Here is a 25,128-nt window from a genome sequence, read left to right as displayed (position 1 = left end):
ACGTACTGCCTTGCGTCTCGACGGTCAGTGGGCGGATTTAAACAAAATGGAACAATTTGCTCAGCCCAGCTCGACCCTGTTGCGCCCTGCATTTTTCGCCCGGTACAACGCCTGATCGGCTCTTTTCAATACAAGATCGCTGTGTTCTCCGGCACGGAATGTCGCCAGTCCCATGGAAAGGGTGATGGTCACTCGTTCACCCTTGAAGTGGAACGGGCAGGCTTCGATAGCGGCGCGCAGGGTTTCCAGCAGTTTTGCGCCGACCGCTGGCGGCGTCGCCGGCATCAACAGAACGAACTCCTCACCGCCGAAACGGGCGATGAAATCGCCGCCGCGCAGACGTTTGCGCAGTACGGTGGCGATGATTTTCAGCACCTTGTCGCCGGCCAGATGGCCGTAGTTGTCATTGATCCGCTTGAAGTGATCGAGGTCGAGCATGGCCAGGCTCAGCGTGTTGCCGTGCTGTTGCCACTGCTTGATTTCATGCTCAAGGCGTTCGCTCCACGCGGCGCGGTTCGGCAGGCCGGTGAGCGGGTCGATCAGTGCTTTCTGCCGCTGTACTTCAAGATGCTCGCGGAAACCCTGGGCTTCCTGCTCCATATGCGCCACGCGTTCGGACAGGCTTTTCAGCCGCGTGGCGACTTCCTGCTCACGGGCGTCGCGCTGCTTCTGGTGCTGGTCCATGGTGCCGAGCAGGCCTTCAAGATGGTTTTCCAGCACGTGCTTGAGGTCTTCCAGATCCGCAGCTTCCTGCATGCTGGTCTGCAGGCCGTCGACTTGCTCACGGATCTGCGTGTCCATGGCTTTCGCCGCCGAGCTGTTGTCGGCATGGCCCTCGCTGGCGGCTTGCAGATTGCTCTGAAATGCTTCGAGGCGTTCATTGAGTTGTTGCAGATAGGCTTCGAATTCGTGCTGGCCGCTATCGGTGATCGCCAGCATCAACGTTGCAAGATCGTCGAGAATCGGGATCAGTTCGTACCAGTTCAAACCGTGTTTTAGCCGCTCACGCATGGCTTCGGCTTGCGGGCGGTGGCGTTCCGGCAGGGTCAGGTCGTCGAGCAGCCCGATCAGGGTGTCTTCGATGTGCTTGGCCACGGAACTGTAAGACGGCTCCGGGGTGTCCGGCAGGGCGAACAGGATGTCGTGCTCGGGCTGTTCCGGGTCGATGGCGGCCAGCGCCTGAGCAATCGGTTCGGGCAGGGGCAGGCTGTCGATGATCGGTGGTGATGGATCACCGGGGTGGATCAGTTCATCAGGATTGACCGCCTCAGCGGTGATCGGCGCTTGAGCCGGCGCTGAAGCGGGGGCGAAAACAGGCTCGGGCTCGAAGCGCTCTGCCTCCGGTTCGAGCGGTTCACTGATAACTTCGCTGACGACCGTTGGCGGCACGAAGGCCACTACATTTGCCGGTTCCAACGGGGTTGGAGCGGCTGGCGTGGGTGGTTCGACAACAGGCGCAAGTGCTTCGCTGGCAGGCGCTGCCGGTACCGGCTCAGCCGCCGCGACAGGCGCGAGCTGTGCGGTTTCCGCTGTGGGTGACGGTGCAGCCAGCGGTTGCTCTGGCGGCGAGGCTGGAACCTGCGCGGGGGATTGTGTCGCTAGCGCTTCTTCGCTGTCACGGCTACCAAACAAACGCTGCAACAATCCTGGGCGCCCCGGTTCGGCTGGCGTTTCCAGCTGACTCAAAGCCTTGCCCTGCAAGCCGCTGAGTTCACTCAGCAACAGGGGCATTTCCCGCGCCGAACCGACGCGGCTATCCAGTTGTTTGGCGAATTTCTTCAGTGGCTGAGCGACTTCACGCGGCAACGGCAAAGCCTGCAACTGAGTGACCAGCGATGTCAGCGCGGTACTGACTTGATCGATGCGGGTTTCGCGGCGCTGCTCGGAATCGAGCACGGCTTTTTCCAGGCGCGGTAGCAGGGCGGCGAGGCCGGCGTCCATATCGTCGGTGCGCACCACGTCGCGCATCTCTTTCATGCACTGATCGACGACTTTATCGGTGCCTTCAGCCGCTAGTGTGCTGCGCACCAGACCGCGCCGCAGCAAGTCGAGCCTGGCGGCCCAGCGCCGTTCAAGCTTGTCTTGCTGTTCGATGCTTTTGAGGTACTTCTCTTTCCAGCGCTGGGCGTCGTCGCTCATTCAGGGGTTCCGCGAGGGGCAGGACTCAACGCGGGCAATGCATCGGCCGTGAGCGAACCCGGCAGACGAATCTCTACCGCGACCGGCAGGTGATCGGAAATCGGTTGGGCCAGCACTTCGACCTTTTCCAGGGTCAGGGTCGGGCTGAGCAATATATGATCAAGGCAACGCTGAGGACGCCAGCTGGGGAATGTCGCTTCCACCTGCGGTGCCAGCAGGCCGAGATCGCGTAACGGAGAATGTTGCAGCAGATCGCTGGCATGGGTGTTCATGTCGCCCATCAATACCTGGTGTTTGTAGCCACCGATCAGCTCACGAATATAGGCCAGTTGCAGGCTGCGGGTTCGCGCGCCAAGGGCCAGATGCATCATCACCACCACTAACGCCTCCGGACCTTCGCCGAAGCGCAGCAGAATCGCGCCGCGACCTTTCGGACCGGGCAGCGGGTGATCCTCGATCGCCCACGGTTTCAGGCGACTGAGCACGCCATTGCTGTGCTGGGCCAGTCGACCGAGGTTGCGATTGAGTTGTTGATACCAATAAGGGAAGGCGCCGAGCTGCGCCAGATGTTCGACCTGATTGACGTAGCCCGAACGCAGGCTGCCGCCATCGGCTTCCTGCAGCGCGACCAGATCGAAGTCGCCGAGCAGGTCGCCGATCTTTTGCAGATTGCCTGAGCGGCCGTTGTGCGGCAGCAGGTGCTGCCAGCTACGGGTCAGGTAATGCCGATAACGCTCGGTGCTGATGCCCACCTGGATATTGAAACTGAGCAAACGCAGACGCTGGTCTGCGGGCAGGCCCGTGGACTCCAGGTGATGCTCGTTGACCTGCGGATCATGCAGGCCAACGATGCGTTCAGACTTCCAGCGGCGCATGGCGGTCGCCGCGCTTAGTTGGCGGCAGCCTTGGTTGCCGCTCGCTCTTTGGCAACCAGTTGGTCAGCCAGTTTCAGCGCCTGCTCGGCACCACCGGCAGAGCCGATGTCAAAGCGGTACTTGCCGTTGACGATCATGGTTGGCACGCCAGTGATTTCGTACTTCTTGGCCAGTTCACGGGCCTTGACGATCTGGCCTTTGATGGCGAACGAGTCGAAGGTGGCGAGGAACTTGTCCTTGTCCACGCCTTGAGTGGCGAGGAAGTCAGCCATGTCGTTCTTGTCGGTCAGCTTCTTGTGTTCTTTCTGGATTGCGTTGAACACGGCGTTGTGAACCTTGTGCTCGACACCCATCGCTTCCAGGGTCAGGAACATCTGGCCGTGAGCGTCCCACGGGCCGCCGAACATCGCCGGGATACGCACGAAGTTGACGTCGGATGGCAGTTTTTCAACCCACGGGTTGATCACCGGCTCAAACGCGTAGCAGTGCGGGCAGCCGTACCAGAACAGCTCGACCACTTCGATCTTGCCAGGCTCTGCAACCGGTACCGGGTTGGCCAGTTCCACGTAAGGGGCGGCTGGGGCTTCGGCGGCTTGAGCGGTCACGCCGAACAGGCTGGCAGCGACGAGGGCGGCGCTGATGATCAGATTACGCATGCTTTACTCCTGGACAATTTGGGTCGCCTCGCGCGACCTGTTTTCAGACAGATCCTGGCGGGCATGAGTTCTGTAGTGTAACGGCAGCGGCCACAAAAAAGGGCGGCCAAAGCCACCCTTTTTATACTTGCTGCGACGGATTAATCGAGCGTTAACGTTGCACGAGATCTATCGCTGCCAAATGCTCTTAGTGCAGACCTTGAATGTAGCTGGAGACCGCAGCAATATCTTCGTCGCTCAGGCGCTTGGCGATGGTCTGCATGGTCATGGTGTCGCCGTCGTTGGTGCGGCCACCTTCTTCCTTGCGGAAATCGGTCAGCTGCTTGGCGATGTATTGAGCGTGTTGGCCACCCAGGTGCGGGAACCCGGCGGCGGCGTTGCCAGCGCCATTCGGCGAATGGCAGCCAGTGCAGGCTGGCAGGCCCTTGGCCAGGTTGCCGCCACGGAACAGCGCTTCACCGCGAGCGACGATCTTCGGATCGGCGGCGCCGACGCTGCCTTTCTGGCTGGCGAAGTAGGCGGCGATGTCGGCCAGGTCCTGATCGCTCAGGTTGGTCAGCAAGCCGGTCATTTCCAGAACGGTGCGTTTGCCCGACTTGATGTCGTGCAGTTGCTTGGTCAGGTAGCGTTCACCTTGACCGGCCAGTTTCGGAAAGTTTGGCGCCATGCTGTTCCCGTCCGGGCCATGACAGGCTCCGCATACGGCGGCTTTTGCCTGGCCTGCTGCGGCATCACCGGCAGCATGGGCGAAGCCTGAGATTCCCACGGTCAACAGCAGACTCACGATCAATTTGTTCATCAGCTAATCCAACTACGGCTAAGGGTTAAGTTATGGACCGGGTTTACTCGCTCATCCACAGGATGATGGCTTGGTAATCCTCGGCACTGCAGTCCATGCACAAACCACGCGGCGGCATCGCCTTGAAACCCTGGGTCACGTGTTGCACCAGCGTCTCCATACCTTTCGCCAACCTCGGCGTCCAAGCTTCCTGATCGCCTCTTTCGGGCGCCATGGGTAGTTGGCCGGAATGACAGGCACCACAAACACGGTTGTACACAGCTTCCGGATCCTGTGTAGCCTGTGCGCTGTAAAGCGGCATCAAGACTCCGGCAGCCAGCAGCCATTTCGTCATAAAACGACCTTTTCAGGGTTGAGAGCGTTCTGCGTTCTAATGCGCAATCAAAGTCTGTCGCTCTCGTGAACTTCATCCTTCGCTGGGACAAAGCACACACAAAATCTGCGGCATTATATACTGGCGTCACTGAAACGGAAGCGACACCGCGTTCCGCGCCCAATCCCGGCGCCGCCCACATCGGAAATCCCATGCAACTCAAGAATCCCATCCTCGGCCTGTGCCAACAGTCCACGTTTATGCTCAGTGCCGCCAAAGTCGATCAATGCCCTGACGACGAAGGCTTCGAAGTAGCGTTCGCCGGTCGTTCCAACGCCGGCAAATCCAGCGCGCTGAACACTTTGACTCACGCCAGCCTGGCGCGTACCTCGAAAACCCCGGGTCGCACACAGCTGTTGAACTTCTTCAAGCTAGACGAAGATCGCCGTCTGGTCGACCTGCCGGGCTACGGTTACGCAAAAGTACCGATCCCGCTGAAGATGCACTGGCAGCGTCACCTTGAGGCTTACCTCGGTGGCCGCGAGAGTTTGAAGGGTTTGATTCTGATGATGGACATCCGTCATCCAATGACCGACTTCGACCTGCTGATGCTCGACTGGGCCGTTGCGGCCGGCATGCCGATGCACATCCTGCTGACCAAGGCCGACAAACTCACCTACGGCGCAGCCAAGAACACCCTGCTCAAAGTGCAGTCGGAAATCCGCAAGGGTTGGGGCGACCTGGTCACCATCCAGCTGTTCTCCGCGCCAAAACGCATGGGCCTGGAAGAGGCCTACACTGTACTGGCCGGCTGGATGGAACTGGCAGACAAAGGCGCCGAGGCGGCAGCCGAGTAAGTCGGGATATGGAAATTTGTTTGTAGTGTGTTCAGGCAAGGCGAAAGCACGGTGAAAAGCGGAGTTTAGGGGACCTAAATGAGCATTTGAGCTGTGCTTTCAACGCAGCATGAGCGCGCTACAGACAAATTTTGGGCAAAAAAAGCCCCGGATTTCATTGGGGAGGGAGAAATTCCGGGGTTTAAGTTCCGAACCGCTAGGGCGGGGTTCAGATATCTGCCAACACTTAACACAACATAGGAGCATCGAAGGGCTTCACCAGCCATTCAGTATCTCTGAGTGGTGTCCTTCCAGATTAGTTCAGATTTTTTTCAAAAAGCTTTGGAATAATCCCAAGCGCTTTTCGAAATAAGCAGGTTTTACCGGCTTTGCCGCGACAACAGGTCGCGGCAGACCGAGATCAAATGGCTCAGTGAGCCTCATCCCAATTGTTGCCCACACCCACTTCGACCAGCAGCGGCACATCCAGTTTCGCCGCCTCGCTCATGTGCACGCGAATCTCGGCACTGACTTGTTCGACCAGATCCTCACGAACCTCCAGCACCAGTTCATCGTGCACCTGCAGGATGACTTTGGCGTCCAGCCCGGATGTTGCCAGCCAGTTATCCACCGCCACCATGGCTTTCTTGATGATGTCGGCAGCCGTGCCCTGCATCGGCGCGTTGATCGCTGTGCGCTCGGCAGCGGCGCGTTCCTGCGGCTTGTTCGAGTTGATCTCCGGCAGGTACAGACGACGACCGAAAAACGTCTCGACATAACCCTGATCCGCTGCCTGCGCGCGGGTGCGATCCATATATTCGCGAACCCCCGGATAACGGGCGAAGTAGGTATCGATGTAAGCCTTGGCGGTCTTGGTATCGACGCCGATGTCCTTGCCGAGTTTTTGTGCGCCCATGCCGTAGATCAGGCCAAAGTTGATCGCCTTGGCGCCACGGCGCTGGTCGGAGGTCACTTCGTTGAGTTCGACCTTGAACACTTCGGCAGCGGTGGCGGTGTGCACGTCCAGATTGTTGCGGAAGGCATTCATCAGGCCTTCGTCCTTGGACAGGTGCGCCATGATCCGCAGCTCGATCTGCGAATAGTCCGCCGCCAACAGTTTGTAGCCCTTCGGCGCGACGAACGCCTGACGGATGCGTCGACCTTCAGCGGTGCGCACCGGGATGTTCTGCAGGTTTGGATCGCTCGAGGACAAACGTCCGGTCGATGCCACAGCCTGGTGATACGAGGTGTGGACACGCCCGGTGCGCGGATTGATCTGCTCCGGCAGACGATCGGTGTAAGTGCTTTTCAGCTTGCTCATCGAGCGGTGCTCCATCAGCACCTTCGGCAAGCGGTGATCGTCTTCAGCGAGTTTCGCCAACACTTCTTCAGCAGTGGACGGCTGACCCTTGGCGGTCTTCTTCAGTACCGGCAGGCCGAGTTTCTCGTAAAGAATCACGCCCAGTTGCTTCGGCGAGCCGAGGTTGAATTCTTCCCCGGCGATCTCGAAGGCTTCGCGCTCCAGCGCGACCATTTTGTTGCCCAGTTCGATGCTCTGAATGCCGAGCAACTCAGCGTCAACGAACGCGCCTTGGCGTTCGATGCGCGCCAGTACCGGCACCAGCGGAATCTCGATGTCGGTCAAAACGCTGGCCAGACTCGGGATCGCGCTGAGTTTTTCGAACAGCGTCTGGTGCAGGCGCAGGGTGATATCAGCGTCTTCGGCGGCGTACGGCCCGGCCTGTTCCAAAGCGATCTGGTCGAAAGTCAGCTGCTTGGCGCCTTTGCCGGCGATGTCCTGGAAGCTCACGGTGGTGTGATCCAGGTACTTCTGCGCGAGGCTGTCCATGTCGTGGCGGGTGGCGGTGGAGTTGAGCACGTAGGACTCAAGCATCGTGTCGAAGGCGATGCCGCGCACGTTGATGCCTTGGCTCTGATCGCCGCCGATGGCACAGTTGGCCAGAATATTCATATCGAACTTGGCGTGCTGGCCGACCTTCAGCTTGCTCGGGTCTTCGAGAATCGGCTTGAGTGCGCGCAGCACGGTGTCGCGATCCAGCTGTTCCGGCACGCCGATGTAGGAGTGGGTCAGCGGAATGTACGCGGCTTCGTTGGCCTGCACGGCGAACGACAGGCCGACCAGTTGCGCCTGCTGCGCGTCGATGCCGGTGGTTTCGGTGTCGAAGGCGAACAGCTTGGCGTTGTTGAGTTTTTCCAGCCAGACGTCGAAGCGCGCCTGATCAAGGATGGTTTCGTAGGCAGCTTCGGCGGGAGCAGCAGGCGCTTCTTCCGCTGGTGCGCTGAACAGATCGCCGGCCAGCGCAGGTTCGCTGGCTGCGCTCAGTTCCAGACGTTTGGCGTCGCGATCGAGATCGTTGATCCAGCTTTTGAATTCCAGCAGCGAGTACAGTTCGTAGAGCTTGGCCGGGTCTTCGGCGCCCATCTGCAGATCATCGAGTTCGACGTCCAGCGGCACGTCGACCTTGATGGTCGCCAGTTGATAGGAGAGGAACGCCATCTCCTTGTGCTCTTCAAGCTTGGCCGGCAGGGTTTTCGCGCCGCGAATCGGCAGGGTCGGGACGATGTCGAGATTGGCGTACAGCTCGGTGAGGCCGCCATTCACGCCGACCAACAGGCCGGACGCAGTCTTCGGGCCGATGCCGGGAACGCCCGGAATGTTGTCGGACGAATCGCCCATCAGCGCCAGATAATCGATGATCTGCTCCGGAGCGACGCCGAATTTCTCCTTAACGCCCTCCACGTCCATCGAGCTACCGGACATGGTGTTGACCAAAGTAATGTGGCCATCGACCAGTTGCGCCATGTCCTTGTCGCCGGTGGAGATGATCACCGGGCGATCCGCCGCCGCGCTGCTGCGCGCCAGGGTGCCGATCACGTCGTCAGCCTCGACGCCTTCCACGCACAGCAGCGGAAAACCGAGGGCGATCACGCTCTGGTGCAGCGGCTCGATCTGCACGCGCATGTCGTCGGGCATGCTTGGGCGGTTGGCTTTGTATTCGGCGTACATTTCATCGCGAAATGTCCCGCCCTTGGCGTCGAAAACCACGGCGAACGGGCTGTCCGGGTACTGCTTGCGCAGACTCTTGAGCATGTTCAGCACGCCTTTGACCGCACCGGTCGGCAGGCCTTTGGAAGTGGTCAGTGGTGGCAGCGCGTGAAACGCGCGGTACAGGTAAGACGAACCGTCCACCAGGACGAGGGGGGCTTGGCTCATGAGCAGGATCAACCTTTTCGGCGGGTCCGGCGCTAGAATAGCGGGACCGTTGACGACAAAGGGACAAGGTTATCATGCGTACGTTAAATCGCTTGCTGCTGGTCGGTCTGATTGCTGCCTCACCGTTGGCAGCGATGGCGGCGGATGATGCGCCGTCAAAGGAGCCGGAAGTTACCATTAACACGCACACGGAAGGCGACAAGGTTATCCAGGAATACAGTCGCAGTGGTTTCGTCTATGCGATCAAGGTCACGCCAAAGGGTGGCAAACCGTATTTCCTGGTGCGCGCCGATGGTACGGACGCGAACTACATTCGCTCCGACCAGCCGGATATGCTGATTCCGTCGTGGGAAATCTTTACCTGGAAGTAAGTTTCCCGACTTTTAATCGGCGTCGCCTGACCGCGACGCCTGAACTGAGCAGTTTTTGACCATGTCTGTGTTCACTCCCCTGGCTCGGCCCGAGCTGGAAACCTTTCTCGCCCCTTACGGGCTTGGCCGTCTGCTTGATTTCCAGGGGATCGCCGCCGGCAGCGAAAACACCAATTTCTTTATCAGCCTGGAGCAGGGCGAATTCGTCCTGACTCTGGTCGAGCGTGGCCCGGTGCAGGAGATGCCGTTTTTCATCGACCTGCTCGACGTGCTGCACGAAGCCGACTTGCCGGTGCCGTACGCACTGCGCACCACCGACGGCGTGGCGTTGCGTGATCTGAAAGGCAAACCGGCACTGCTGCAACCGCGACTGTCCGGCAAGCACATCAAAGTCGCCAATGCCCAGCATTGCGCGCAGGTCGGCGAGTTGCAGGCTCATCTGCATCTGGCGACCCAGGGCGAGCGCATGATCAAGCGCAAGACTGATCGTGGCCTCGACTGGATGCTGGAGGAGGGCAACGAGTTGCTCTCGCACCTGAGCGATGAACCGCGCGCGTTGCTGCAAAAGGCGCTGGATGAAATCACCGAGCGCAAAGAGAAGATTCTCGCGCTGCCTCGGGCCAACATTCATGCCGACCTGTTTCGCGATAACGCGATGTTCGAAGGTACGCACCTGACCGGGCTGATCGACTTCTACAACGCCTGCTCGGGGCCGATGCTGTATGACGTGGCGATTGCGTTGAACGACTGGTGTTCGGACGAGGACGGTCTGATCGATGGGCCGCGAGCCCGCGCATTCCTTGGTGCCTATGCGGCGCTGCGACCGTTTACGGCGGCGGAGGCCGAGTTGTGGCCGACCATGCTGCGCGTGGCCTGCGTGCGGTTCTGGCTGTCGCGGTTGATCGCGGCGGAGCAGTTTGCCGGGCAGGATGTGTTGATTCACGATCCCAAGGAGTTTGAGCAGCGCTTGGCGCAGCGGCAGCAGGTTCACACACCGTTACCTTTCGCCCTTTAAAAGCATCGCGAGCAGGCTCACTCCTACAGGGGTTAGGTGATCTCTTGTAGGAGTGAGCCTGCTCGCGATTGAGGCGAAGCCGAATCAGCCTTAAAGCGATTCCAGGCAGCCCGCCATATCGTTACCCAACTTCTCCAGCACTTGCTCATAGCCCTGAGCCGTAGCCGGGGTGTACCCGCCCAGCGCATCCAGCTCCGCCAGTTTCACTGGCAAACCCGCCACCAGCGTCTCCGCCAGACGCGGCCGCAACGGCGGCTCACTGAACACACACGTCTTGCCGACTTCCTGCAAGCGCTTGCGCATCGCCGCGACATGTTGCGCGCCCGGCTGCACTTCGGCGGCCACGCTGAACACGCCGGCATGCTTCAGGCCGTAAGCCTCTTCAAAGTAATCAAACGCCTCGTGAAAGACGAAGTACGGCTTGCCTTCAACGCTGGCCAGACGCTTCTTCAAACGCTGATCCAGCGCATCCAGACGCTCATCAAACGCCTTGGCATTGCTCTGATAACGCTCGGCGTTCTCCGGGTCCGCAGTGCTCAAGTCAGCGGCCATTTTGTCGGCAATTACCCGCGCATTGACCGGTGATAACCACAAATGCGCATCGAGTGTGCCCGGACGGTGATCGTGATCATGCTCGTCAGCCTCTTCGGCGTGGGAGTGGCTGTCCTCAGCAAAACGCCGTAGTTTCATCCCCGGCAAATCCTGCACGGCGACGCTCGGCAGCGTCCGACCGTTCAACACGCGCGGCAGAAAGCCTTCCATGTCCGGGCCGATCCAGTAGAGCAGATCCACCGATTGCACCCTCCGTACGTCGGATGGCCGCAGGGCGTAATTGTGTGGCGAAGCACCCGGCGGCAGCAGCACTTCGGGAATCGCCACGCCGTCCTGCACGGCTGCTGCAATCAGCTGCAACGGTTTGATGCTGGTGAGGACTTTGACCTCGGCCTGAGCCGAACCGATCAGCAGGAAACTGGCGACAAAAGCCACAAAAACAGAAAAAAGTCGGGACACGATGACCACTCAAGGAGGCGAGAACGGGTAACATAATAACGTCTCTATCAAAACTCGTCGCCGCCCATGCCTATTACACCGATTGCCAGCCGTCCCCACGACCACTCTCATTGCGTGCACAGCGCTTTGTCCGAGGCCGATACCTTGTGCGCCCAGAAAGGCTTGCGCCTGACCGCGTTGCGCCGCCGGGTGCTGGAGTTGGTGTGGCAGAGCCACAAACCGCTGGGCGCCTATGACATTCTCGCCGTGCTCAGCGAGCAGGACGGCCGCCGCGCCGCGCCGCCGACCGTGTATCGCGCGCTGGATTTCCTTCTGGAAAACGGCCTGGTGCACCGCATCTCCTCGCTCAACGCCTTCGTTGGCTGCGTGCACCCGGAGCACGCGCATCAGGGTCAGTTCCTGATCTGTCGCGATTGCCACGCCGCCATCGAACTTGAGCAAAAAGTGATCAGCGACGCGATCATCAACAGCGCCAAAGACGTTGGTTTCATCGTCGAAGCGCAGACCGTCGAAGTCGTCGGCCTGTGTTCCGGTTGCCAGGGGGCTTGATGAGCAATGCGCTGATCCGTCTGGAGCAGGTCGCCGTCACGTTTGCCGGGCAGGCTGTGCTGGACAACATCGAGCTGAGCGTCGAGCCGGGGCAGATCGTCACCCTGATCGGCCCCAACGGCGCCGGCAAGACCACGCTGGTGCGCGCCGTGCTCGGCTTGCTCAAGCCGGACAGCGGCAGTGTCTGGCGCAAGCCGAAGCTGCGCGTCGGTTACATGCCGCAAAAACTCCACGTCGATCCGACCTTGCCGTTGTCGGTGCTGCGCTTTCTGCGCCTGGTTCCGGGCGTTGATCGGCCGCGCGCGCTGGCTGCGCTGAAAGAAGTTGGCGCCGAACACGTCATCGACAGCCCGGTGCAAAGCGTTTCCGGCGGTGAAATGCAGCGCGTGCTGCTCGCTCGCGCGTTGTTGCGCGAGCCGGAATTGCTGGTGCTCGATGAACCGGTGCAGGGTGTCGACGTCGCCGGCCAAGCGGAGTTGTACAGCCTGATCACCCGTCTGCGCGATCGTCATGGTTGCGGCGTGTTGATGGTGTCCCACGATTTGCATCTGGTGATGAGCACCACCGACCAAGTGGTCTGCCTCAACCGTCATGTCTGCTGTTCCGGGCATCCCGAGCAGGTCAGCGGCGATCCTGCGTTCGTCGAGCTGTTCGGCAAGAACGCGCAGAGCCTGGCGGTTTATCACCACCATCACGACCACGCTCACGACCTGCACGGTTCGGTGGTCAAAGGGCCGGTTATTGGCCAACCTCACGTTCACGGAGACAACTGCAAGCATGGCTGATTTTCTGTTGTATGCCCTGCTTGCAGGTCTGGCGCTGGCGATCGTTGCAGGTCCGCTGGGTTCGTTTGTGGTCTGGCGGCGCATGGCGTATTTCGGCGACACCTTGTCCCACGCCGCGTTGCTGGGTGTGGCGCTGGGCTTTCTGCTGGATGTCAGCCCGACCGTTGCGGTGACCGTAGGCTGTCTGTTGCTGGCGGTGCTGCTGGTCACATTGCAACAGCGTCAACCGCTGGCGTCCGACACGTTGTTGGGAATTCTCGCACCGAGCACGCTCTCTCTCGGCCTGGTGGTACTAAGCTTCATGCATGAAGTGCGGATCGACCTGATGGCCTATCTGTTTGGCGACCTGCTGGCGATCAGCCCGACCGATCTGGCGTGGATCCTCGGTGGCAGCGCGGCGGTACTGGCATTGCTGGTGACACTGTGGCGGCCATTGCTGGCGATCACCGTGCACGAAGAGCTGGCCAAAGTTGAAGGTCTGCCGGTGGCGGGCCTGCGCATGGCGCTGATGCTGTTGATCGCGGTGGTGATTGCGGTGGCGATGAAAATCGTCGGAGTGTTGCTGATTACTTCACTGTTGATCATCCCGGCGGCTGCGGCACAGCGTCACGCCCGCTCGCCGGAGCAGATGGCACTGGGCGCAAGCCTGCTGGGCATGCTCGCCGTGTGTGGCGGGCTGGCGCTGTCGTGGTTCAAAGACACCCCGGCGGGGCCGTCTATCGTTGTGACGGCGGCCGCACTGTTTCTGTTGAGTTTTGTTCTGCCCCGTCGTGGGGTGTAGACTTGGCCGCTTTTTGCGCAAATAGAGAGTCGCAGGAATGAAGCCGTTCGCCTCCCGTTATCTGCTCCTTGTCGCATTTTCAGTGCTACTGGGCGCCTGCCAAAGCACGCCGCCGGTGGCCGAAGTCCCCGATGCGCGAGCTGCGGCCATCGCACAGCTGGAGCAAAGCCTGGCCAGCAGCGAGCTGGCCACTGCCGAAGATCAGTTGGCCGCTTTGCAGAAAGAAACCCCCAACGATCAATCCCTTGAGCAATACCAGCGGCAATTGGCCGAAGCGTATCTGCGTCGCAGCCAGATTGTGCTGCAGAAGGGCGATGTGAATGCTGCCGCTACGGCGTTAAGCCGTGCCCGCGCGTTGATGCCGAAAGCGCCGGCGCTGACCGGTGGCGTCAACGGTGCCATTACTGAAGCGCGCAAGGCTGAGCTGGAAAAGGCTGAGGCTGCATTGCTGGCCGCCGAGGCCAAGCCGAAAGCCAAAGTGATTGATCCGACTGCCGAGAGCACCACGGTTGCGCTGAACATCACCGATAGCCGCAAACTTCGTCGGCAACTCGACGCGATCGCCGCTGATGTGGTGAATTATGAGTGTGGGGTGACGATTCAGGCGCCACGGACCAATGATTATCCTTGGTTGGCGACGTTGCTGACCAAGCGGGTCAAGAAATTGAATCCGGATTTTGATCTGAAGATTGTGAAGCAAACTCTGCGCACAGTACCGGCGCAGATGGTCTTGAGTCCGCGTAAACCTTAAAAGCTTCGTCGGAACGCCGCCCGGAGCAAGCTCGCTCCCACATTTGATCTCGGGCCTGACACAAAATCTGTGTTCACCAGAGATCCCTTGTGGGAGCGAGCTTGCTCGCGAAAGCGTCCTTTCAGCCAACGAAGCTTTTAAGCCGGAATGGCCTTCGCCTTAGGCTCCCGCGCCCAAACCCGATGCTGCCCGATCGCCGCAAAGAACGGCTTGGTCAACGCCGGCACATCCTTGCCCTGCAGCAATCCAGCATCAGCCTCCAGCTTCAGCAAATCCTGCAACTGCTTCGCATCACCCTGCAACGCAATCGCCTTCAGATGCTTGTACGCCTCCAGCAGGTAATGCAACGCCACGCCATCGCCGCTCAACGCCTTCACCGACGCCGCGCCACCCGGTACGAACACCGCATCGAAAATCACTGACGGCATGCCTTCCATCGAGGCATCCACTGGCAACGTTTTGCCGTCAGCGGTCTTCACCGGCGCTGAAGTTGGGCCGAGCAACTTGGCATGCGCACCCTCAGCGGCCAATGCCTTCTTCATTGCATCAATCGCCGCACCATCGACGCCGTTGGCAGCAAGAATCGCCACTTTTCGGGTTTTGATGTTTTCTGGCAGCAAATTAGCCTGACTCAATGACGGCGAGTGATCGAAAGACACCTTGCGCGCATCCACTGTGCCTTTGGTAGGCGCCGGCAAGCCCAGATTAGCCGCCACACGCTTGGCCAGTTCCAGATCGATGTTGGCGAGAATCTCGTTCACCTCCCGCGCGCGGATGAACTCACGCTCAACCTTGCCCAGCTCGAAGCTGTAAGCGGCAATGATGTGCTCCTTCTCGTGATCGCTCATGCTGTTGAAGAACAACGTCGCCTGGGAGAAGTGATCGCTGAACGACTCACTGCGCTGGCGGATCTTGTTCGCGTCGATGCGTTCCGGATAGCTCTCGAAGCCACCGTCCTGTGCGGCCGGCGGGGTTTCTTTCGGCCAGCCGCCATCAATCGAGTTCGGCTCATACGAGGCGCGACCCTTGTCGATCACCGTGCGGTGCTGCGCATCACGCTGGCCATTGTGGAACGGTGCCACCGGCCGGTTGATCGGCAACTCATGAAAGTTCGGCCCGCCGAGTCGGCTGATTTGCGTGTCGGTGTAGGAAAACAGCCGACCTTGCAGCAGCGGGTCATTGGAGAAGTCGATACCGGGCACGATGTGGCCAGGGCAGAACGCGACCTGCTCGGTCTCGGCAAAGAAGTTGTCGGGGTTGCGGTTCAGGGTCATTTTGCCGAGCGGCGTGATCGGCACGATTTCTTCGGGGATCAGCTTGGTCGGGTCGAGGATGTCGAAATCGAAGTCGTGCTCGTTTTCCTCCTCGATGATCTGTACGCCGAGTTCCCATTCCGGGTAATCGCCCATCTCGATCGCTTCCCACAGATCGCGACGGTGGTAGTCAGTGTCCTTACCGGCAAGCTTCTGCGCCTCGTCCCACACCAGCGAACAAGTGCCGGCGGTAGGGCGCCAGTGGAATTTGACGAAGCGCGATTTGCCCTCGGCATTGATCAGGCGGAACGTGTGCACGCCGAAGCCCTGCATGCTGCGCAGGCTTTTCGGGATCGCCCGATCGGACATCGCCCAGATGACCATGTGCGCTGATTCCGGGACCAGCGAAACGAAGTCCCAGAAGGTATCGTGCGCCGAACCGCCAGTGGGGATTTCATTGTGCGGCTCGGGTTTCACCGCGTGGACGAAGTCGGGAAACTTGATCGCGTCCTGGATGAAAAACACCGGCATGTTGTTGCCGACCAGATCGAAGTTGCCTTCATCGGTGAAGAACTTCACCGCGAAGCCGCGCACGTCGCGCACGGTGTCGCCGGAGCCACGCGGCCCCTGCACCGTGGAAAAGCGCACGAACACCGGTGTCTTTTTCCCCGGATCCTGCAGGAAACCCGCTTTGGTCAGCGTCGAATGGTTCTCGTAGGCCTGAAAAAAACCATGCGCCCCGGTGCCGCGTGCGTGGACGATGCGTTCCGGGATCCGCTCATGGTCAAAATGCGTGATCTTTTCCCGCATGATGAAATCTTCAAGCAGCGACGGCCCGCGCGGGCCGGCCTTGAGGGTGTTCTGGTTGTCGGCAATCTTCACACCTTGGTTGGTACGCAGCGCCTGGCCAGTGGCGTCGGAGCGGAATTTCTCCAGGCTGTCGAGTTTGGCGTTGGTGTTGGCACGATCCGGGGTATCGGTTCCGGCCATTTGGCTTTTGTCGGACGTAGGCTTCTTGCTCATCAGTCGTAAACTCCTCGGTTGACCCCGTGGTTTGCCGGGGACTCTTGAGTGGTTCCCGGGCACGGCACCCAGGGTTTTCAAGTCGCTTACTTAGTGACTGATGAGGCGTTGGGGGCGTTCCTTTTTTATGACCTTTGATCTTGTTATTGCCAAATCGAAGGTTAATTGCGAAATAAATGCTAAGAACCTCTATACGGACAGGCTAAAATGCGCGCCCGGCTAACCGCTGATCCTTTTCTAACGCGCCCCACAAGGTTCGCTACGTGATCGAGTTTCAAAACGTCCACAAGACTTACCGCGTCGCCGGTAAGGACATTCCCGCGCTGCATCCGACCAGTCTCTCCATCGAGAACGGGCAGGTGTTCGGCCTGATCGGCCATTCCGGCGCGGGCAAAAGTACCCTGCTGCGCCTGATCAATCGCCTGGAAGACTCCAGTGGCGGCAAGATCATCGTCGACGGCGAAGAAGTCACCGCACTGGACGCAAACGGCCTGCGCCATTTCCGTCAGCAAGTCGGGATGATCTTTCAGCACTTCAACCTGCTTGCCTCCAAGACCGTGGCCGACAACGTTGCGTTGCCGCTGACCCTGGCCGGCGAACTGTCGGGCGGCGAGATTGACAAGCGTGTTGCCGAATTGCTGGCTCGGGTCGGTCTGTCCGACCACGCCAAGAAGTACCCGGCGCAATTGTCCGGTGGCCAGAAGCAGCGCGTCGGCATCGCCCGCGCCCTGGCAACCAAGCCGAAGATTCTGCTGTGCGACGAGGCCACCAGTGCCCTCGACCCGCAGACCACCGCGTCGGTCCTGCAATTGCTGGCCGAGATCAACCGCGAACTGAAACTGACCATCGTCCTGATCACCCACGAGATGGATGTGATCCGTCGCGTTTGCGATCAAGTGGCCGTAATGGACGCTGGTGTGATCGTCGAGCAAGGTTCGGTCGCCGATGTGTTCCTGCATCCAAAACACCCGACCACCAAGCGTTTTGTGCAGGAAAGCGAGCAGATCGACGAAAGCGAACAGCGTGATGACTTCGCTCACGTGCCGGGCCGCATTGTGCGTCTGACCTTCCAGGGCGAAGCGACCTACGCGCCGCTGCTCGGTACCGTCGCCCGGGAAACCGGCGTCGACTACAGCATCCTCGCCGGTCGCATCGACCGCATCAAAGACATTCCGTACGGGCAATTGACCCTCGCCGTCACCGGTGGCGACATGGAAGCGGCGTTTGCCCGCTTCACCGCCGCTGACGTTCACATGGAGGTATTGCGCTAATGGAAGACCTGATCAGTTTCTTCACCAATATCGACTGGTACGAAATCTGGCTGGCCACCGGCGACACGATGCTGATGCTCGGTGGTTCGCTGCTGTTCACCGTATTACTCGGCCTACCGCTGGGCGTGTTGCTGTTTCTGTGCAGCCCGCGTCAATTGCTGGAAAACCGTGGCCTCTACGCATTCATGTCGCTGGCGGTGAACATCCTGCGTTCGCTGCCGTTCATCATTCTGTTGATCGTGATGATCCCGTTCACCGTGCTGATCACCGGCACGTCGCTGGGCGTGGCCGGTGCGATTCCGCCATTGGTAGTCGGTGCGACACCGTTCTTCGCGCGTTTGGTGGAAACCGCGCTGCGTGAAGTCGATCGCGGCATCATCGAAGCGACCCAGTCGATGGGCGCGACCACGCGGCAGATCATCATGAACGCTTTGCTGCCGGAAGCCCGTCCGGGCATCTTCGCGGCGATTACGGTGACGGCGATTACACTGGTGTCCTACACGGCGATGGCCGGTGTGGTCGGCGCCGGTGGTCTGGGTGACCTGGCGATCCGTTTCGGTTACCAGCGTTTCCAGACTGACGTAATGATCGTCACCGTGGTGTTGCTGTTGATTCTGGTGCAAGTGCTGCAGATGGTCGGTGATCGACTGGTTGTGCATTTCTCGCGCAAATAACCGGTTTTGTAATCAAGAGATGAGCCGGCCATTCGCTGGCAGGCGCCAGACGGGCGCCTCATAAGGAGTTAGCTGAATGAAAAAACTGATCGCTGCTTTCGCTGCCGTTGCAGCATTCTCGGCCCACGCCGAAACCCTGACCGTTGCCGCCACCCCGGTGCCGCACGCGGAAATCCTCGAGTTCGTGAAGCCAGCTCTGGCCAAAGAAGGCGTGGAACTGAAGGTCAAGGTCTTCACCGACTACATTCAGCCGAACGTACAGGTCGCGGAAAAGCGTCTGGACGCCAACTTCTTCCAGCACCAGCCGTACCTCGATGAGTTCAACAAGGCCAAGGGCACTAGTCTGGTTGCCGTGACCGGTGTGCACCTGGAGCCGCTGGGCGCCTACTCGAGCAAGCTCAAGGATCTGAAGGATCTGCCAAGCGGTGCCAACGTAGTGATTCCGAACGACGCCACCAACGGCGGCCGTGCCCTGTTGCTGCTGGCCAAGGCGGGCGTGATCACTCTGAAGGATCCGACCAACATCCTGTCGACCGTCAAAGACATCGCGACAAACCCGAAAGACCTGAAAATCCGTGAACTGGAAGCCGCGACCATCCCGCGCGTGCTCACCCAGGTCGATCTGGCGCTGATCAACACCAACTACGCGCTGGAAGCCAAGCTCGATCCGTCCAAGGATGCGCTGGTAATCGAAGGCAACGACTCGCCGTACGTGAACATCCTCGTGTCCCGCGCGGACAACAAAGACAGCGACGCGATGCAGAAACTCGCTGCTGCGCTGCACAGCCCGGAAGTGAAGAAATTCATTACCGAGAAGTACAAAGGCGCAGTATTGCCGGCGTTCTGATTGGGTTGTTGCAACGAAAAAGGGGACGCCATGTGCGTCCCCTTTTTTGTGTCTTGTGCTTGGCTTTGGACCTGCTGTGAAGCTTCCCCTCACCCCAGCCCTCTCCCAGAGGGAGAGGGGGCCGACCGAGGTGTCTTGCGTTCTACATCGATCTGAACGATCTTGGCGATTATGGATTCAGCACAGCGCTTACAGGTCGGCGTATTTCGTCAGCATCCCCCAATCAGTCCCCTCTCCCTCTGGGAGAGGGCTAGGGTGAGGGGCTTTTGCCTTTAGGCGATTACTTGCGGTTAAGCATGACCGGCAGCTGCGCAACCAGTTTGGCATTGTTCAACGGCGCCCGAATAAACCCACGCTGCGTCCCGTCCGGCCCGATCACCGCCAGATTGCCGCTATGGTCGACGGTGTAATTTGGCTTGCTCGTATCCGCCGGAATAAAAGGAATACTCACCGCGTTCGCCACCTTCTGCAGCTCTTCAATCGAAGTCGGTGTCAGGCCAATGAACTGCGGATCAAAATAGCCCAGGTACTGCTTCAACTGCTTCGGGTTATCGCGGTTCGGGTCAACGCTGACCAGCACGATCTGCAACTTGTCCACAGCGTCTTTCGGCAGTTCACTCTTGATCTGCCGCAGCTGCGCCAACGTAGTCGGGCAGATGTCCGGGCAGAAGGTGTAGCCGAAGAACAGCAGGCTCCACTTGCCTTTCAACTCGTTGATCGCCACCGGTTTACCGTCCTGATCGGTCATCGTCACATCCGGCAGATTGCGGCTCTGCGGCAGCAGGATAATGCCGGCGTCGATCAGCGCAGTCGGGTCGCCCTGGCCCTTGCCGCTCAGCACTTTGTTGACGGTAAGTCCCAGGATCAGCGCGATCACGGCGACGAGGATGAAGACGGTTTTCTGGGTTCGAGTCATAGGTTCAACAGTAAGTAGTGGTCTACGAGCAGGGCGATGAACAACAGGAACAAGTACCAAATAGAGTACTTGAAGGTGTTGATCGCCGCGTGCGGCCGAGTGCCACGGTACAGCACCACGGCCCATTGCAGAAACCTCGCGCCCAAGCAGAGCGCGCAAATCAGGTAGAGCATGCCGCTCATGTGAATCACGTACGGCAGCAGACTCACCGCCAGCAGCGCGAAGGTGTAGAGCAGAATGTGCACCTTGGTGTAGTGCTCGCCGTGGGTGACTGGCAGCATCGGGATGTCGGCCTTGGCGTATTCCTCCTTGCGATGAATCGCCAGCGCCCAGAAGTGCGGTGGGGTCCAGGCGAAGATGATCAGCACCAGCAACAACGGTTCGGCGCTGACGTGGCCGGTGGCTGCGGTCCAGCCCAGTAATGGCGGGGCAGCACCGGCGAGGCCACCGATGACGATGTTCTGCGGCGTCGCGCGTTTGAGGAAGCCGGTGTAAATCACTGCATAACCAAGAAGCGAAGCCAAGGTCAGCCAAGCGGTCAGCGGATTGGTGAAAGTCAGCAACAACGCCTGACCGAGCAACGCCAGCACCAAGGCAAACGTCAGTGCCGCCGCCGGTGAAACCCGGCCCTCGGCTAGCGGCCGTTTATGCGTACGCGCCATCACCGCATCGATGCGCCGATCCACCACATGGTTGACCGCCGCCGCACCACCGGCACACAGGGCAATCCCCAGATTGCCGAACACCAGCACCGTCCACGGCACCCCGGCACGGGTCGCGAGGAACATGCCAACCAGCGAGGTGATCAGCATCAGCACCACGACTTTCGGTTTGGTCAGCTCCAGATAATCACGCCAGATCGCCTGATGCGGGCGCTCGCCAATCAGAATCGCCACGGCGTTTCTCCTTTTATGGTGATGGGCGCGGCCGCGTGTTTGCGCGGGCTCAGGCGCCAGCGCGCGAGCACCGGTTGTTTGACCCGGACCAGGCTGGTGCGCGCGTGGTAATTGACCAGCACCATGGTCAGCAACAGCGCCGCGCCGCCAGCGTTATGCGCGACCGCCACCGGCAGCGGCAGATGGAACAGCACGTTGCTGATGCCGAGGGTGATCTGCGCTGCGAGGGCAATAAGCACCAGCCCGGCCAGCCGCGTCATGCCAACCACTTTCAATTGCCAGGCGAGGCCGAGCAGCACCAGCGTCACCAGCAGCGCGCCGATACGATGAGTCAGGTGAATCGCCGTGCGTGCATCGCTGTCGAGTTGTCCGCCGAGATAATTCGGGCCGATGTGTTGAGTCAGGTGAAAGCCATTGGCGAAATCTGCCGGTGGCAGCCATTGCCCGTGGCAGGTCGGGAAATCGATGCAGGCCACCGCCGCGTAGTTGGAACTGACCCAGCCACCCAGCGCGATCTGGCCAATCACCAACAACAATCCCGCTGTCGCCCAATACTGCAAACGCTTGGGCACGGTCAGCGCCGGCAGCACGCCGGACAGTCGCAAGGTCAGCAAAAACAGCAAACTCAACGTCGCAAAACCGCCGAGCAAATGCCCGGTGACCACTTGCGGCCAGAGCTTGAGCGTCACCGTCCACATGCCGAACGCCGCTTGCGCAAACACCACCGCCAGCAGAAACAGCGGCAGCTTCAACGGCTGTCCCGGATGGCGTCGATTGACCCACGCGCGCCCGGCGAGAATTGAAATCAGCAGGCCGAGGGTGCCGGCGAAGTAGCGGTGGATCATCTCGTTCCAGCCCTTGTGCGCCTCCACCGGCGAGTCGGGGTAATGCAGTTCGGCATGGGCCAGTTGCGCTTCGCTTTTCGGCACGCTGATAAAACCGTAGCAGCCCGGCCAGTCCGGACAGCCGAGGCCGGCGTGGGTCAAGCGCGTATAGGCGCCGAGCAGCACCACAATCAGCGCCAGCAGGGTGGCAAACAGCGCGAGGCAAAATCCAGGTTTGGCCATGACGATGCCCTTATCCGATGTTCGACAGTTTCAGCAGATGACGCAGGTCGTTGAGCAGATCCTTGCCCTTCACATTCGGCTCGTAACGCAGCACGAGGTTGCCGTGCGGGTCGATGATCCACAGCTGCGGCGTGGCTTTGTCGCCCGTGGTTTTACTGAACGATGTAGCGTCCAGCGGATAGCGTTGCAGCTGTGGATATTCGCGGTTGAGCTTGGCCTCGTAATCGGCGCTCACCGGTTGCGCCATGGCGAGAGCGTGGCTGGCGCGGCCGGCATCGCGACCGAGGCCGATCTGGATCTGCCGCGCCAGATACACCAGTTGCTGGCAATCCACCGCGCAATCCTTCGGCGCGGTGACCAGCATCTGCCAGCGCTCCTCGTCGGCCTGCACGCCGAGGTCGGCGCGGGTCTGGCCGTTGCCGATCAGTTCGCCGTGATAGCTGCGACCCTCCGGCACCCAGAACTGCAATTTGTACATGCCGGTGGCGAGCACCATCGGGCCGATCACGCCGAGCAATATCAGCAGCAACTGAATGCGCCCGCGACGACGGGTGGCGGCAGGTTTCGCCTCAGACATGCTGGGTGGATTCATGGCCGTTCCCATGGTGTTTCTCCTTTGCGTTGTGCAAGCCCAAATAGACGTAGAGGCCGAGCAGGGCGGTGGCCATGGCGAACCACTGCACGGCGTAACCGAGGTGTTTTTCCGGGCCCATGGCGACCACCGGCCAATCGGCCTCGTAGCTGGCCGGGCCGGGTTCGGCGCGTAACTCGTAGGTAAAGCCGTCGCGCTCAAGGGTTTTCCACAGCTTGGCGGGTTCGACGGCAGTGATGGTTTGCGGCCAGGTGTTGCTGACCGGATCGGCATGAAGTTGAAAAGTGGCGCCGGGGGCGACGTAGACCCAGGCATCGACATTCAAGGCTTCGGAAGGCGTGGTGAATTGCGGCGGCACGCGGCGGTCCGGCCACGGCAGCCAGCCGCGATTAACCAGCAGCCACAGGCCTGTGCGTTGATCCTGAAACGGTTGCAGCAGCTCGACACCGACCTTGCCGTTACGCTGACGGTTATCCAGCAGCAAGCTGTGCGCGGCATCGAACTGGCCGTGCAGATGCACGCGGCGATAAGCCGGATCAGCGCTATTGAGCAGTTCGCTGCTGGCCATCGGTTCGGCCGCGCGGCGTTCGGCGTAGCTGGTGAGCAGAGCGGTTTTCTCGGCACCCCGGCTCAATTGCCAGAAGCCTAGCGAAACCAGCAACGGCAGCAACAACGCCACCACCACGGTCGGTATCACGCCCGGGCGAAAGCGCTTCATGGCTGCGCCACAAAGTCAGTCGTTGCGATCGCTATACTCAACTGCATCGCCTGTCCCCCGGAGTTCTTCCCATGCTCAAAACAGCCATCGTCCTGATGCTGATTGCCACGGTGATCAGCCTGTTCAGCGGCCTGTTTTTCCTGGTCAAGGACGACAGCAGCTCGAATCGCCTGGTCATCGCCTTGAGTGTTCGGGTGGCATTGGCCGCCGCCGCCGTCGGCTTGATCGCCTGGGGCTTTTACAGCGGCCAATTGGTGTCGCATGCGCCTTGGTAGTGGTGATCCTCAGAGTACGTAGACGAAGATAAACAGACCGATCCAGACCACGTCGACGAAGTGCCAATACCAGCTCGCCGCTTCGAAGCCGAACTGGTGCTCGTTGTCGAAGTGGCCCTTCATGATGCGCATCAGCATCACAAACAGAATGATCGTGCCGATGGTCACGTGGGCGCCGTGGAAACCGGTGAGCATGAAGAACGTCGCGCCATAAATACCGGAACCGAGGGTCAGGCCCAGTTCGTGGTAGGCGTGCATGTATTCCTCAGCCTGGAAGCCGAGAAACGCGCAGCCGAGCAGCACGGTGATCGCCAGCCAGATTTTCAGTGCGCCGCGATGGCCCTTTTTCAGCGCATGGTGGGCGATGGTGATGGTCACGCTGGAGCTGACCAGCAGAATTGTGTTGATCAGCGGCAGGCCCCACGGGCTGATGACTTCTTTTGGCGGCGGGAACAGTTTCGGATCCGGCGTGTGCAGCAACGGCCAGGTGAACTGGAAGTTCGGCCAGAGCATGTGCGCGATGCCTTTGGTGCCCTCACCGCCGAGCGCCGGTCCGGAGACGTGCCGCACGTAAAACAGCGCACCGAAGAAGGCGACGAAGAACATCACTTCGGAGAAGATGAACCAACTCATGCCCCAGCGGAACGAGCGATCGAGCTGCGGGCTATAAAGCCCCGCGCGGCTTTCCTTGATCACCGCCCCGAACCAGCCGAACAGCATGTACGCCAGCAACAGGCCACCGACGAAAAAGATGTACGGGCCGTGGGATTCCGGGCGCGCTGCCTTCAGATCGTTAAACCAGGTGGCGAGGCCGTACACAGTGATGGCCATGCCGAAGGTCGCAATGATCGGCCATTTGCTTTGCGGCGGAACGTAATAATGCTCATGAGTTGCCATTTATTGTTCTCCTTATCGGGCACGCTCAACCGCCAGTGTTTACAGCCACCGGCGGATGTCGGGCGGTGATATCGAACAGCGTGTAGGACAGCGTCAGGTGCTTCACATCCTTGGGCATGTCGCGGTCAACAATGAAGCGCACCGGCATCTCGATCTGTTGACCGGGCTGCAGCACCTGCTGGGTAAAGCAAAAGCATTCGGTCTTGTGGAAATATGCCGCGGCGTTGCTCGGCGCGATGCTCGGCACGGCTTGCGCACTCATCGGTTTGTCGGTGGGGTTGCGCGCGATGAAGATCATCTCGTTGACCGCGCCGGGGTTGGCGGTGAGTTCGTCATGCTTGGGGTAAAAGTCCCACGGCATGTCGACGTTGTTGGTCGACAGAAACTGCACACGCACCTGGCGCGAAGTGTCGACCACCTGCTCACCCTCGTACTGCCCGGCGGTCTTGCCGTTGATGCCGAAGGCTTTGCACATCACGTCGTAGATCGGCACCAAGGCAAAACCGAAGACAAACATCGCCACCACCACGCCGAGCAGGCGGGTGACGAGTTTTTTCATCGAGATCGAATCAGCCATGGTTCA

At 60.1% G+C, this 25,128-nt stretch carries 26 protein-coding genes; 11 read left to right on the top strand and 15 right to left on the bottom strand.

Annotated features, from left to right (window positions below; translation table 11 throughout):
• Window positions 1-60: 60 nt before the first annotated feature.
• The 5 genes from BMY54_RS00340 to BMY54_RS00320 all read right to left on the bottom strand — a co-directional run bounded on the left by BMY54_RS00340 (window position 61) and on the right by BMY54_RS00320 (window position 4,803).
• Window positions 61-2,139: a GGDEF domain-containing protein gene (locus BMY54_RS00340; protein ID WP_093429508.1), complete on the bottom strand. Its 2,079-nt coding sequence runs from the start codon at window positions 2,137-2,139 to the stop codon at window positions 61-63.
• Window positions 2,136-3,014 (bottom strand): endonuclease/exonuclease/phosphatase family protein, encoded by an 879-nt coding sequence (locus BMY54_RS00335; RefSeq protein WP_093429507.1) that lies wholly within the window; start codon window positions 3,012-3,014, stop codon window positions 2,136-2,138. Before BMY54_RS00335 ends, BMY54_RS00340 begins: the two co-directional genes overlap by 4 nt.
• Before the next feature lie 14 nt (window positions 3,015-3,028).
• On the bottom strand, window positions 3,029-3,670 hold the full coding sequence (locus tag BMY54_RS00330) for a thiol:disulfide interchange protein DsbA/DsbL (protein ID WP_093429506.1): 642 nt from the start codon (window positions 3,668-3,670) through the stop codon (window positions 3,029-3,031).
• Between the two features lie 187 nt (window positions 3,671-3,857).
• Window positions 3,858-4,469: a c-type cytochrome gene (locus BMY54_RS00325; RefSeq protein WP_008081240.1), complete on the bottom strand. Its 612-nt coding sequence runs from the start codon at window positions 4,467-4,469 to the stop codon at window positions 3,858-3,860.
• Window positions 4,470-4,512: 43 nt separating this feature from the next.
• Window positions 4,513-4,803: a c-type cytochrome gene (locus BMY54_RS00320; RefSeq protein ID WP_034152239.1), complete on the bottom strand. Its 291-nt coding sequence runs from the start codon at window positions 4,801-4,803 to the stop codon at window positions 4,513-4,515.
• Window positions 4,804-4,994: 191 nt separating this feature from the next.
• On the opposite strand from BMY54_RS00320, the gene yihA reads away from it, so the two are divergent.
• A complete protein-coding gene (yihA, locus tag BMY54_RS00315; protein WP_008081236.1) occupies window positions 4,995-5,639 on the top strand; it encodes a ribosome biogenesis GTP-binding protein YihA/YsxC in 645 nt (214 codons plus the stop codon).
• 409 nt (window positions 5,640-6,048) lie between these two features.
• Here yihA and polA read toward each other — a convergent pair whose 3' ends face one another.
• Window positions 6,049-8,853 carry a DNA polymerase I gene (polA, locus tag BMY54_RS00310; RefSeq protein WP_093429505.1) on the bottom strand — a complete coding sequence of 935 codons (2,805 nt, stop codon included), beginning with the start codon at window positions 8,851-8,853 and terminating at the stop codon, window positions 6,049-6,051.
• Between the two features lie 74 nt (window positions 8,854-8,927).
• Between polA and BMY54_RS00305 the strand changes: the two genes are divergently transcribed.
• Window positions 8,928-9,224, top strand: coding sequence for a DUF2782 domain-containing protein (locus tag BMY54_RS00305; RefSeq protein WP_093429504.1), 297 nt, complete (start codon window positions 8,928-8,930; stop codon window positions 9,222-9,224).
• A gap of 61 nt (window positions 9,225-9,285) precedes the next feature.
• Window positions 9,286-10,239: a homoserine kinase gene (locus BMY54_RS00300; protein ID WP_093429503.1), complete on the top strand. Its 954-nt coding sequence runs from the start codon at window positions 9,286-9,288 to the stop codon at window positions 10,237-10,239.
• Between the two features lie 90 nt (window positions 10,240-10,329).
• On the opposite strand, the gene BMY54_RS00295 is transcribed toward BMY54_RS00300, so the two are convergent.
• Complete coding sequence (locus BMY54_RS00295; protein ID WP_093429963.1) at window positions 10,330-11,250, bottom strand: zinc ABC transporter substrate-binding protein ZnuA; 921 nt, start codon at window positions 11,248-11,250, stop codon at window positions 10,330-10,332.
• A 66-nt stretch (window positions 11,251-11,316) separates the two neighbouring features.
• On the opposite strand from BMY54_RS00295, the gene BMY54_RS00290 reads away from it, so the two are divergent.
• The 4 genes from BMY54_RS00290 to BMY54_RS00275 are packed head-to-tail and all read left to right on the top strand — an operon-like array spanning window position 11,317 to window position 14,116.
• Window positions 11,317-11,799, top strand: coding sequence for a Fur family transcriptional regulator (locus BMY54_RS00290; RefSeq protein WP_007911760.1), 483 nt, complete (start codon window positions 11,317-11,319; stop codon window positions 11,797-11,799).
• Entirely contained in the window at window positions 11,799-12,584 is a 786-nt protein-coding gene (znuC, locus tag BMY54_RS00285; protein WP_007911759.1) for a zinc ABC transporter ATP-binding protein ZnuC, read from the top strand. The genes BMY54_RS00290 and znuC overlap by 1 nt, the downstream gene beginning before the upstream one ends.
• Window positions 12,577-13,365 (top strand): zinc ABC transporter permease subunit ZnuB, encoded by a 789-nt coding sequence (gene znuB / locus BMY54_RS00280; RefSeq protein WP_093429502.1) that lies wholly within the window; start codon window positions 12,577-12,579, stop codon window positions 13,363-13,365. Before znuC ends, znuB begins: the two co-directional genes overlap by 8 nt.
• Before the next feature lie 37 nt (window positions 13,366-13,402).
• The gene (locus BMY54_RS00275) at window positions 13,403-14,116 is read left to right on the top strand and encodes a PA5502 family lipoprotein (protein WP_093429501.1); all 714 of its coding nucleotides are present in this window, start codon (window positions 13,403-13,405) and stop codon (window positions 14,114-14,116) included.
• Between the two features lie 137 nt (window positions 14,117-14,253).
• Here BMY54_RS00275 and katE read toward each other — a convergent pair whose 3' ends face one another.
• Window positions 14,254-16,395, bottom strand: a complete 2,142-nt coding sequence (gene katE / locus BMY54_RS00270) for a catalase HPII (RefSeq protein ID WP_093429962.1) — start codon at window positions 16,393-16,395, stop codon at window positions 14,254-14,256.
• A 260-nt stretch (window positions 16,396-16,655) separates the two neighbouring features.
• Between katE and BMY54_RS00265 the strand changes: the two genes are divergently transcribed.
• The 3 genes from BMY54_RS00265 (at window position 16,656) to BMY54_RS00255 (ending at window position 19,184) form a co-directional block, all read left to right on the top strand.
• Window positions 16,656-17,663, top strand: coding sequence for a methionine ABC transporter ATP-binding protein (locus tag BMY54_RS00265; RefSeq protein ID WP_093429500.1), 1,008 nt, complete (start codon window positions 16,656-16,658; stop codon window positions 17,661-17,663).
• Window positions 17,663-18,337: a methionine ABC transporter permease gene (locus tag BMY54_RS00260; RefSeq protein WP_016986455.1), complete on the top strand. Its 675-nt coding sequence runs from the start codon at window positions 17,663-17,665 to the stop codon at window positions 18,335-18,337. The genes BMY54_RS00265 and BMY54_RS00260 overlap by 1 nt, the downstream gene beginning before the upstream one ends.
• Before the next feature lie 76 nt (window positions 18,338-18,413).
• Entirely contained in the window at window positions 18,414-19,184 is a 771-nt protein-coding gene (locus tag BMY54_RS00255) for a MetQ/NlpA family ABC transporter substrate-binding protein (RefSeq protein WP_093429499.1), read from the top strand.
• A gap of 280 nt (window positions 19,185-19,464) precedes the next feature.
• On the opposite strand, the gene BMY54_RS00250 is transcribed toward BMY54_RS00255, so the two are convergent.
• Genes BMY54_RS00250 through BMY54_RS00230 form a run of 5 tightly spaced genes read right to left on the bottom strand, consistent with a single transcriptional unit; the run spans window position 19,465 to window position 23,373 of the window.
• Window positions 19,465-20,100: an SCO family protein gene (locus tag BMY54_RS00250; RefSeq protein WP_008081211.1), complete on the bottom strand. Its 636-nt coding sequence runs from the start codon at window positions 20,098-20,100 to the stop codon at window positions 19,465-19,467.
• The gene (cyoE, locus tag BMY54_RS00245) at window positions 20,097-20,996 is read right to left on the bottom strand and encodes a heme o synthase (RefSeq protein ID WP_093429498.1); all 900 of its coding nucleotides are present in this window, start codon (window positions 20,994-20,996) and stop codon (window positions 20,097-20,099) included. The genes BMY54_RS00250 and cyoE overlap by 4 nt, the downstream gene beginning before the upstream one ends.
• A complete protein-coding gene (locus BMY54_RS00240) occupies window positions 20,984-22,063 on the bottom strand; it encodes a COX15/CtaA family protein (protein ID WP_093429497.1) in 1,080 nt (359 codons plus the stop codon). The genes cyoE and BMY54_RS00240 overlap by 13 nt, the downstream gene beginning before the upstream one ends.
• 10 nt (window positions 22,064-22,073) lie before the next feature.
• Complete coding sequence (locus BMY54_RS00235; RefSeq protein WP_093429961.1) at window positions 22,074-22,667, bottom strand: hypothetical protein; 594 nt, start codon at window positions 22,665-22,667, stop codon at window positions 22,074-22,076.
• Window positions 22,633-23,373, bottom strand: coding sequence for an SURF1 family protein (locus BMY54_RS00230; protein WP_093429496.1), 741 nt, complete (start codon window positions 23,371-23,373; stop codon window positions 22,633-22,635). Before BMY54_RS00230 ends, BMY54_RS00235 begins: the two co-directional genes overlap by 35 nt.
• 71 nt (window positions 23,374-23,444) lie before the next feature.
• On the opposite strand from BMY54_RS00230, the gene BMY54_RS00225 reads away from it, so the two are divergent.
• The gene (locus tag BMY54_RS00225; protein WP_093429495.1) at window positions 23,445-23,648 is read left to right on the top strand and encodes a twin transmembrane helix small protein; all 204 of its coding nucleotides are present in this window, start codon (window positions 23,445-23,447) and stop codon (window positions 23,646-23,648) included.
• A gap of 9 nt (window positions 23,649-23,657) precedes the next feature.
• Here BMY54_RS00225 and BMY54_RS00220 read toward each other — a convergent pair whose 3' ends face one another.
• Together BMY54_RS00220 and BMY54_RS00215 are read right to left on the bottom strand one after the other, a co-directional pair.
• Window positions 23,658-24,545, bottom strand: a complete 888-nt coding sequence (locus BMY54_RS00220; RefSeq protein ID WP_093429494.1) for a cytochrome c oxidase subunit 3 — start codon at window positions 24,543-24,545, stop codon at window positions 23,658-23,660.
• 25 nt (window positions 24,546-24,570) lie between these two features.
• Window positions 24,571-25,122 carry a cytochrome c oxidase assembly protein gene (locus tag BMY54_RS00215; protein ID WP_016986464.1) on the bottom strand — a complete coding sequence of 184 codons (552 nt, stop codon included), beginning with the start codon at window positions 25,120-25,122 and terminating at the stop codon, window positions 24,571-24,573.
• Between the last annotated feature and the right edge of the window lie 6 nt (window positions 25,123-25,128).

Origin of the sequence: Pseudomonas sp. ok266, assembly GCF_900110195.1 — a bacterium.
GTDB lineage: Bacteria > Pseudomonadota > Gammaproteobacteria > Pseudomonadales > Pseudomonadaceae > Aquipseudomonas > Aquipseudomonas neuropathica.
Note: the sequence above shows the minus strand (reverse complement) of the source record. Positions and strands in the feature narration are given on the sequence as shown.

Excerpts from the sequence above, each read along its gene's own strand:
- BMY54_RS00340 (WP_093429508.1), bottom strand. The coding sequence starts at position 2,139 with ATGAGCGACGACGCCCAGCGCTGGAAAGAGAAGTACCTCAAAAGCATC.
- polA (WP_093429505.1), bottom strand. The coding sequence starts at position 8,853 with ATGAGCCAAGCCCCCCTCGTCCTGGTGGACGGTTCGTCTTACCTGTAC.
- BMY54_RS00255 (WP_093429499.1), top strand. The coding sequence starts at position 18,414 with ATGAAAAAACTGATCGCTGCTTTCGCTGCCGTTGCAGCATTCTCGGCC.
- BMY54_RS00325 (WP_008081240.1), bottom strand. The coding sequence starts at position 4,469 with ATGAACAAATTGATCGTGAGTCTGCTGTTGACCGTGGGAATCTCAGGC.
- BMY54_RS00290 (WP_007911760.1), top strand. The coding sequence starts at position 11,317 with ATGCCTATTACACCGATTGCCAGCCGTCCCCACGACCACTCTCATTGC.
- BMY54_RS00235 (WP_093429961.1), bottom strand. The coding sequence starts at position 22,667 with ATGGGAACGGCCATGAATCCACCCAGCATGTCTGAGGCGAAACCTGCC.
- BMY54_RS00335 (WP_093429507.1), bottom strand. The coding sequence starts at position 3,014 with ATGCGCCGCTGGAAGTCTGAACGCATCGTTGGCCTGCATGATCCGCAG.
- BMY54_RS00330 (WP_093429506.1), bottom strand. The coding sequence starts at position 3,670 with ATGCGTAATCTGATCATCAGCGCCGCCCTCGTCGCTGCCAGCCTGTTC.
- BMY54_RS00275 (WP_093429501.1), top strand. The coding sequence starts at position 13,403 with ATGAAGCCGTTCGCCTCCCGTTATCTGCTCCTTGTCGCATTTTCAGTG.
- znuB (WP_093429502.1), top strand. The coding sequence starts at position 12,577 with ATGGCTGATTTTCTGTTGTATGCCCTGCTTGCAGGTCTGGCGCTGGCG.
- BMY54_RS00305 (WP_093429504.1), top strand. The coding sequence starts at position 8,928 with ATGCGTACGTTAAATCGCTTGCTGCTGGTCGGTCTGATTGCTGCCTCA.
- BMY54_RS00250 (WP_008081211.1), bottom strand. The coding sequence starts at position 20,100 with ATGACTCGAACCCAGAAAACCGTCTTCATCCTCGTCGCCGTGATCGCG.
- BMY54_RS00230 (WP_093429496.1), bottom strand. The coding sequence starts at position 23,373 with ATGAAGCGCTTTCGCCCGGGCGTGATACCGACCGTGGTGGTGGCGTTG.
- BMY54_RS00220 (WP_093429494.1), bottom strand. The coding sequence starts at position 24,545 with ATGGCAACTCATGAGCATTATTACGTTCCGCCGCAAAGCAAATGGCCG.
- BMY54_RS00225 (WP_093429495.1), top strand. The coding sequence starts at position 23,445 with ATGCTCAAAACAGCCATCGTCCTGATGCTGATTGCCACGGTGATCAGC.
- BMY54_RS00260 (WP_016986455.1), top strand. The coding sequence starts at position 17,663 with ATGGAAGACCTGATCAGTTTCTTCACCAATATCGACTGGTACGAAATC.
- BMY54_RS00215 (WP_016986464.1), bottom strand. The coding sequence starts at position 25,122 with ATGGCTGATTCGATCTCGATGAAAAAACTCGTCACCCGCCTGCTCGGC.
- BMY54_RS00300 (WP_093429503.1), top strand. The coding sequence starts at position 9,286 with ATGTCTGTGTTCACTCCCCTGGCTCGGCCCGAGCTGGAAACCTTTCTC.
- BMY54_RS00240 (WP_093429497.1), bottom strand. The coding sequence starts at position 22,063 with ATGGCCAAACCTGGATTTTGCCTCGCGCTGTTTGCCACCCTGCTGGCG.
- BMY54_RS00320 (WP_034152239.1), bottom strand. The coding sequence starts at position 4,803 with ATGACGAAATGGCTGCTGGCTGCCGGAGTCTTGATGCCGCTTTACAGC.
- yihA (WP_008081236.1), top strand. The coding sequence starts at position 4,995 with ATGCAACTCAAGAATCCCATCCTCGGCCTGTGCCAACAGTCCACGTTT.
- znuC (WP_007911759.1), top strand. The coding sequence starts at position 11,799 with ATGAGCAATGCGCTGATCCGTCTGGAGCAGGTCGCCGTCACGTTTGCC.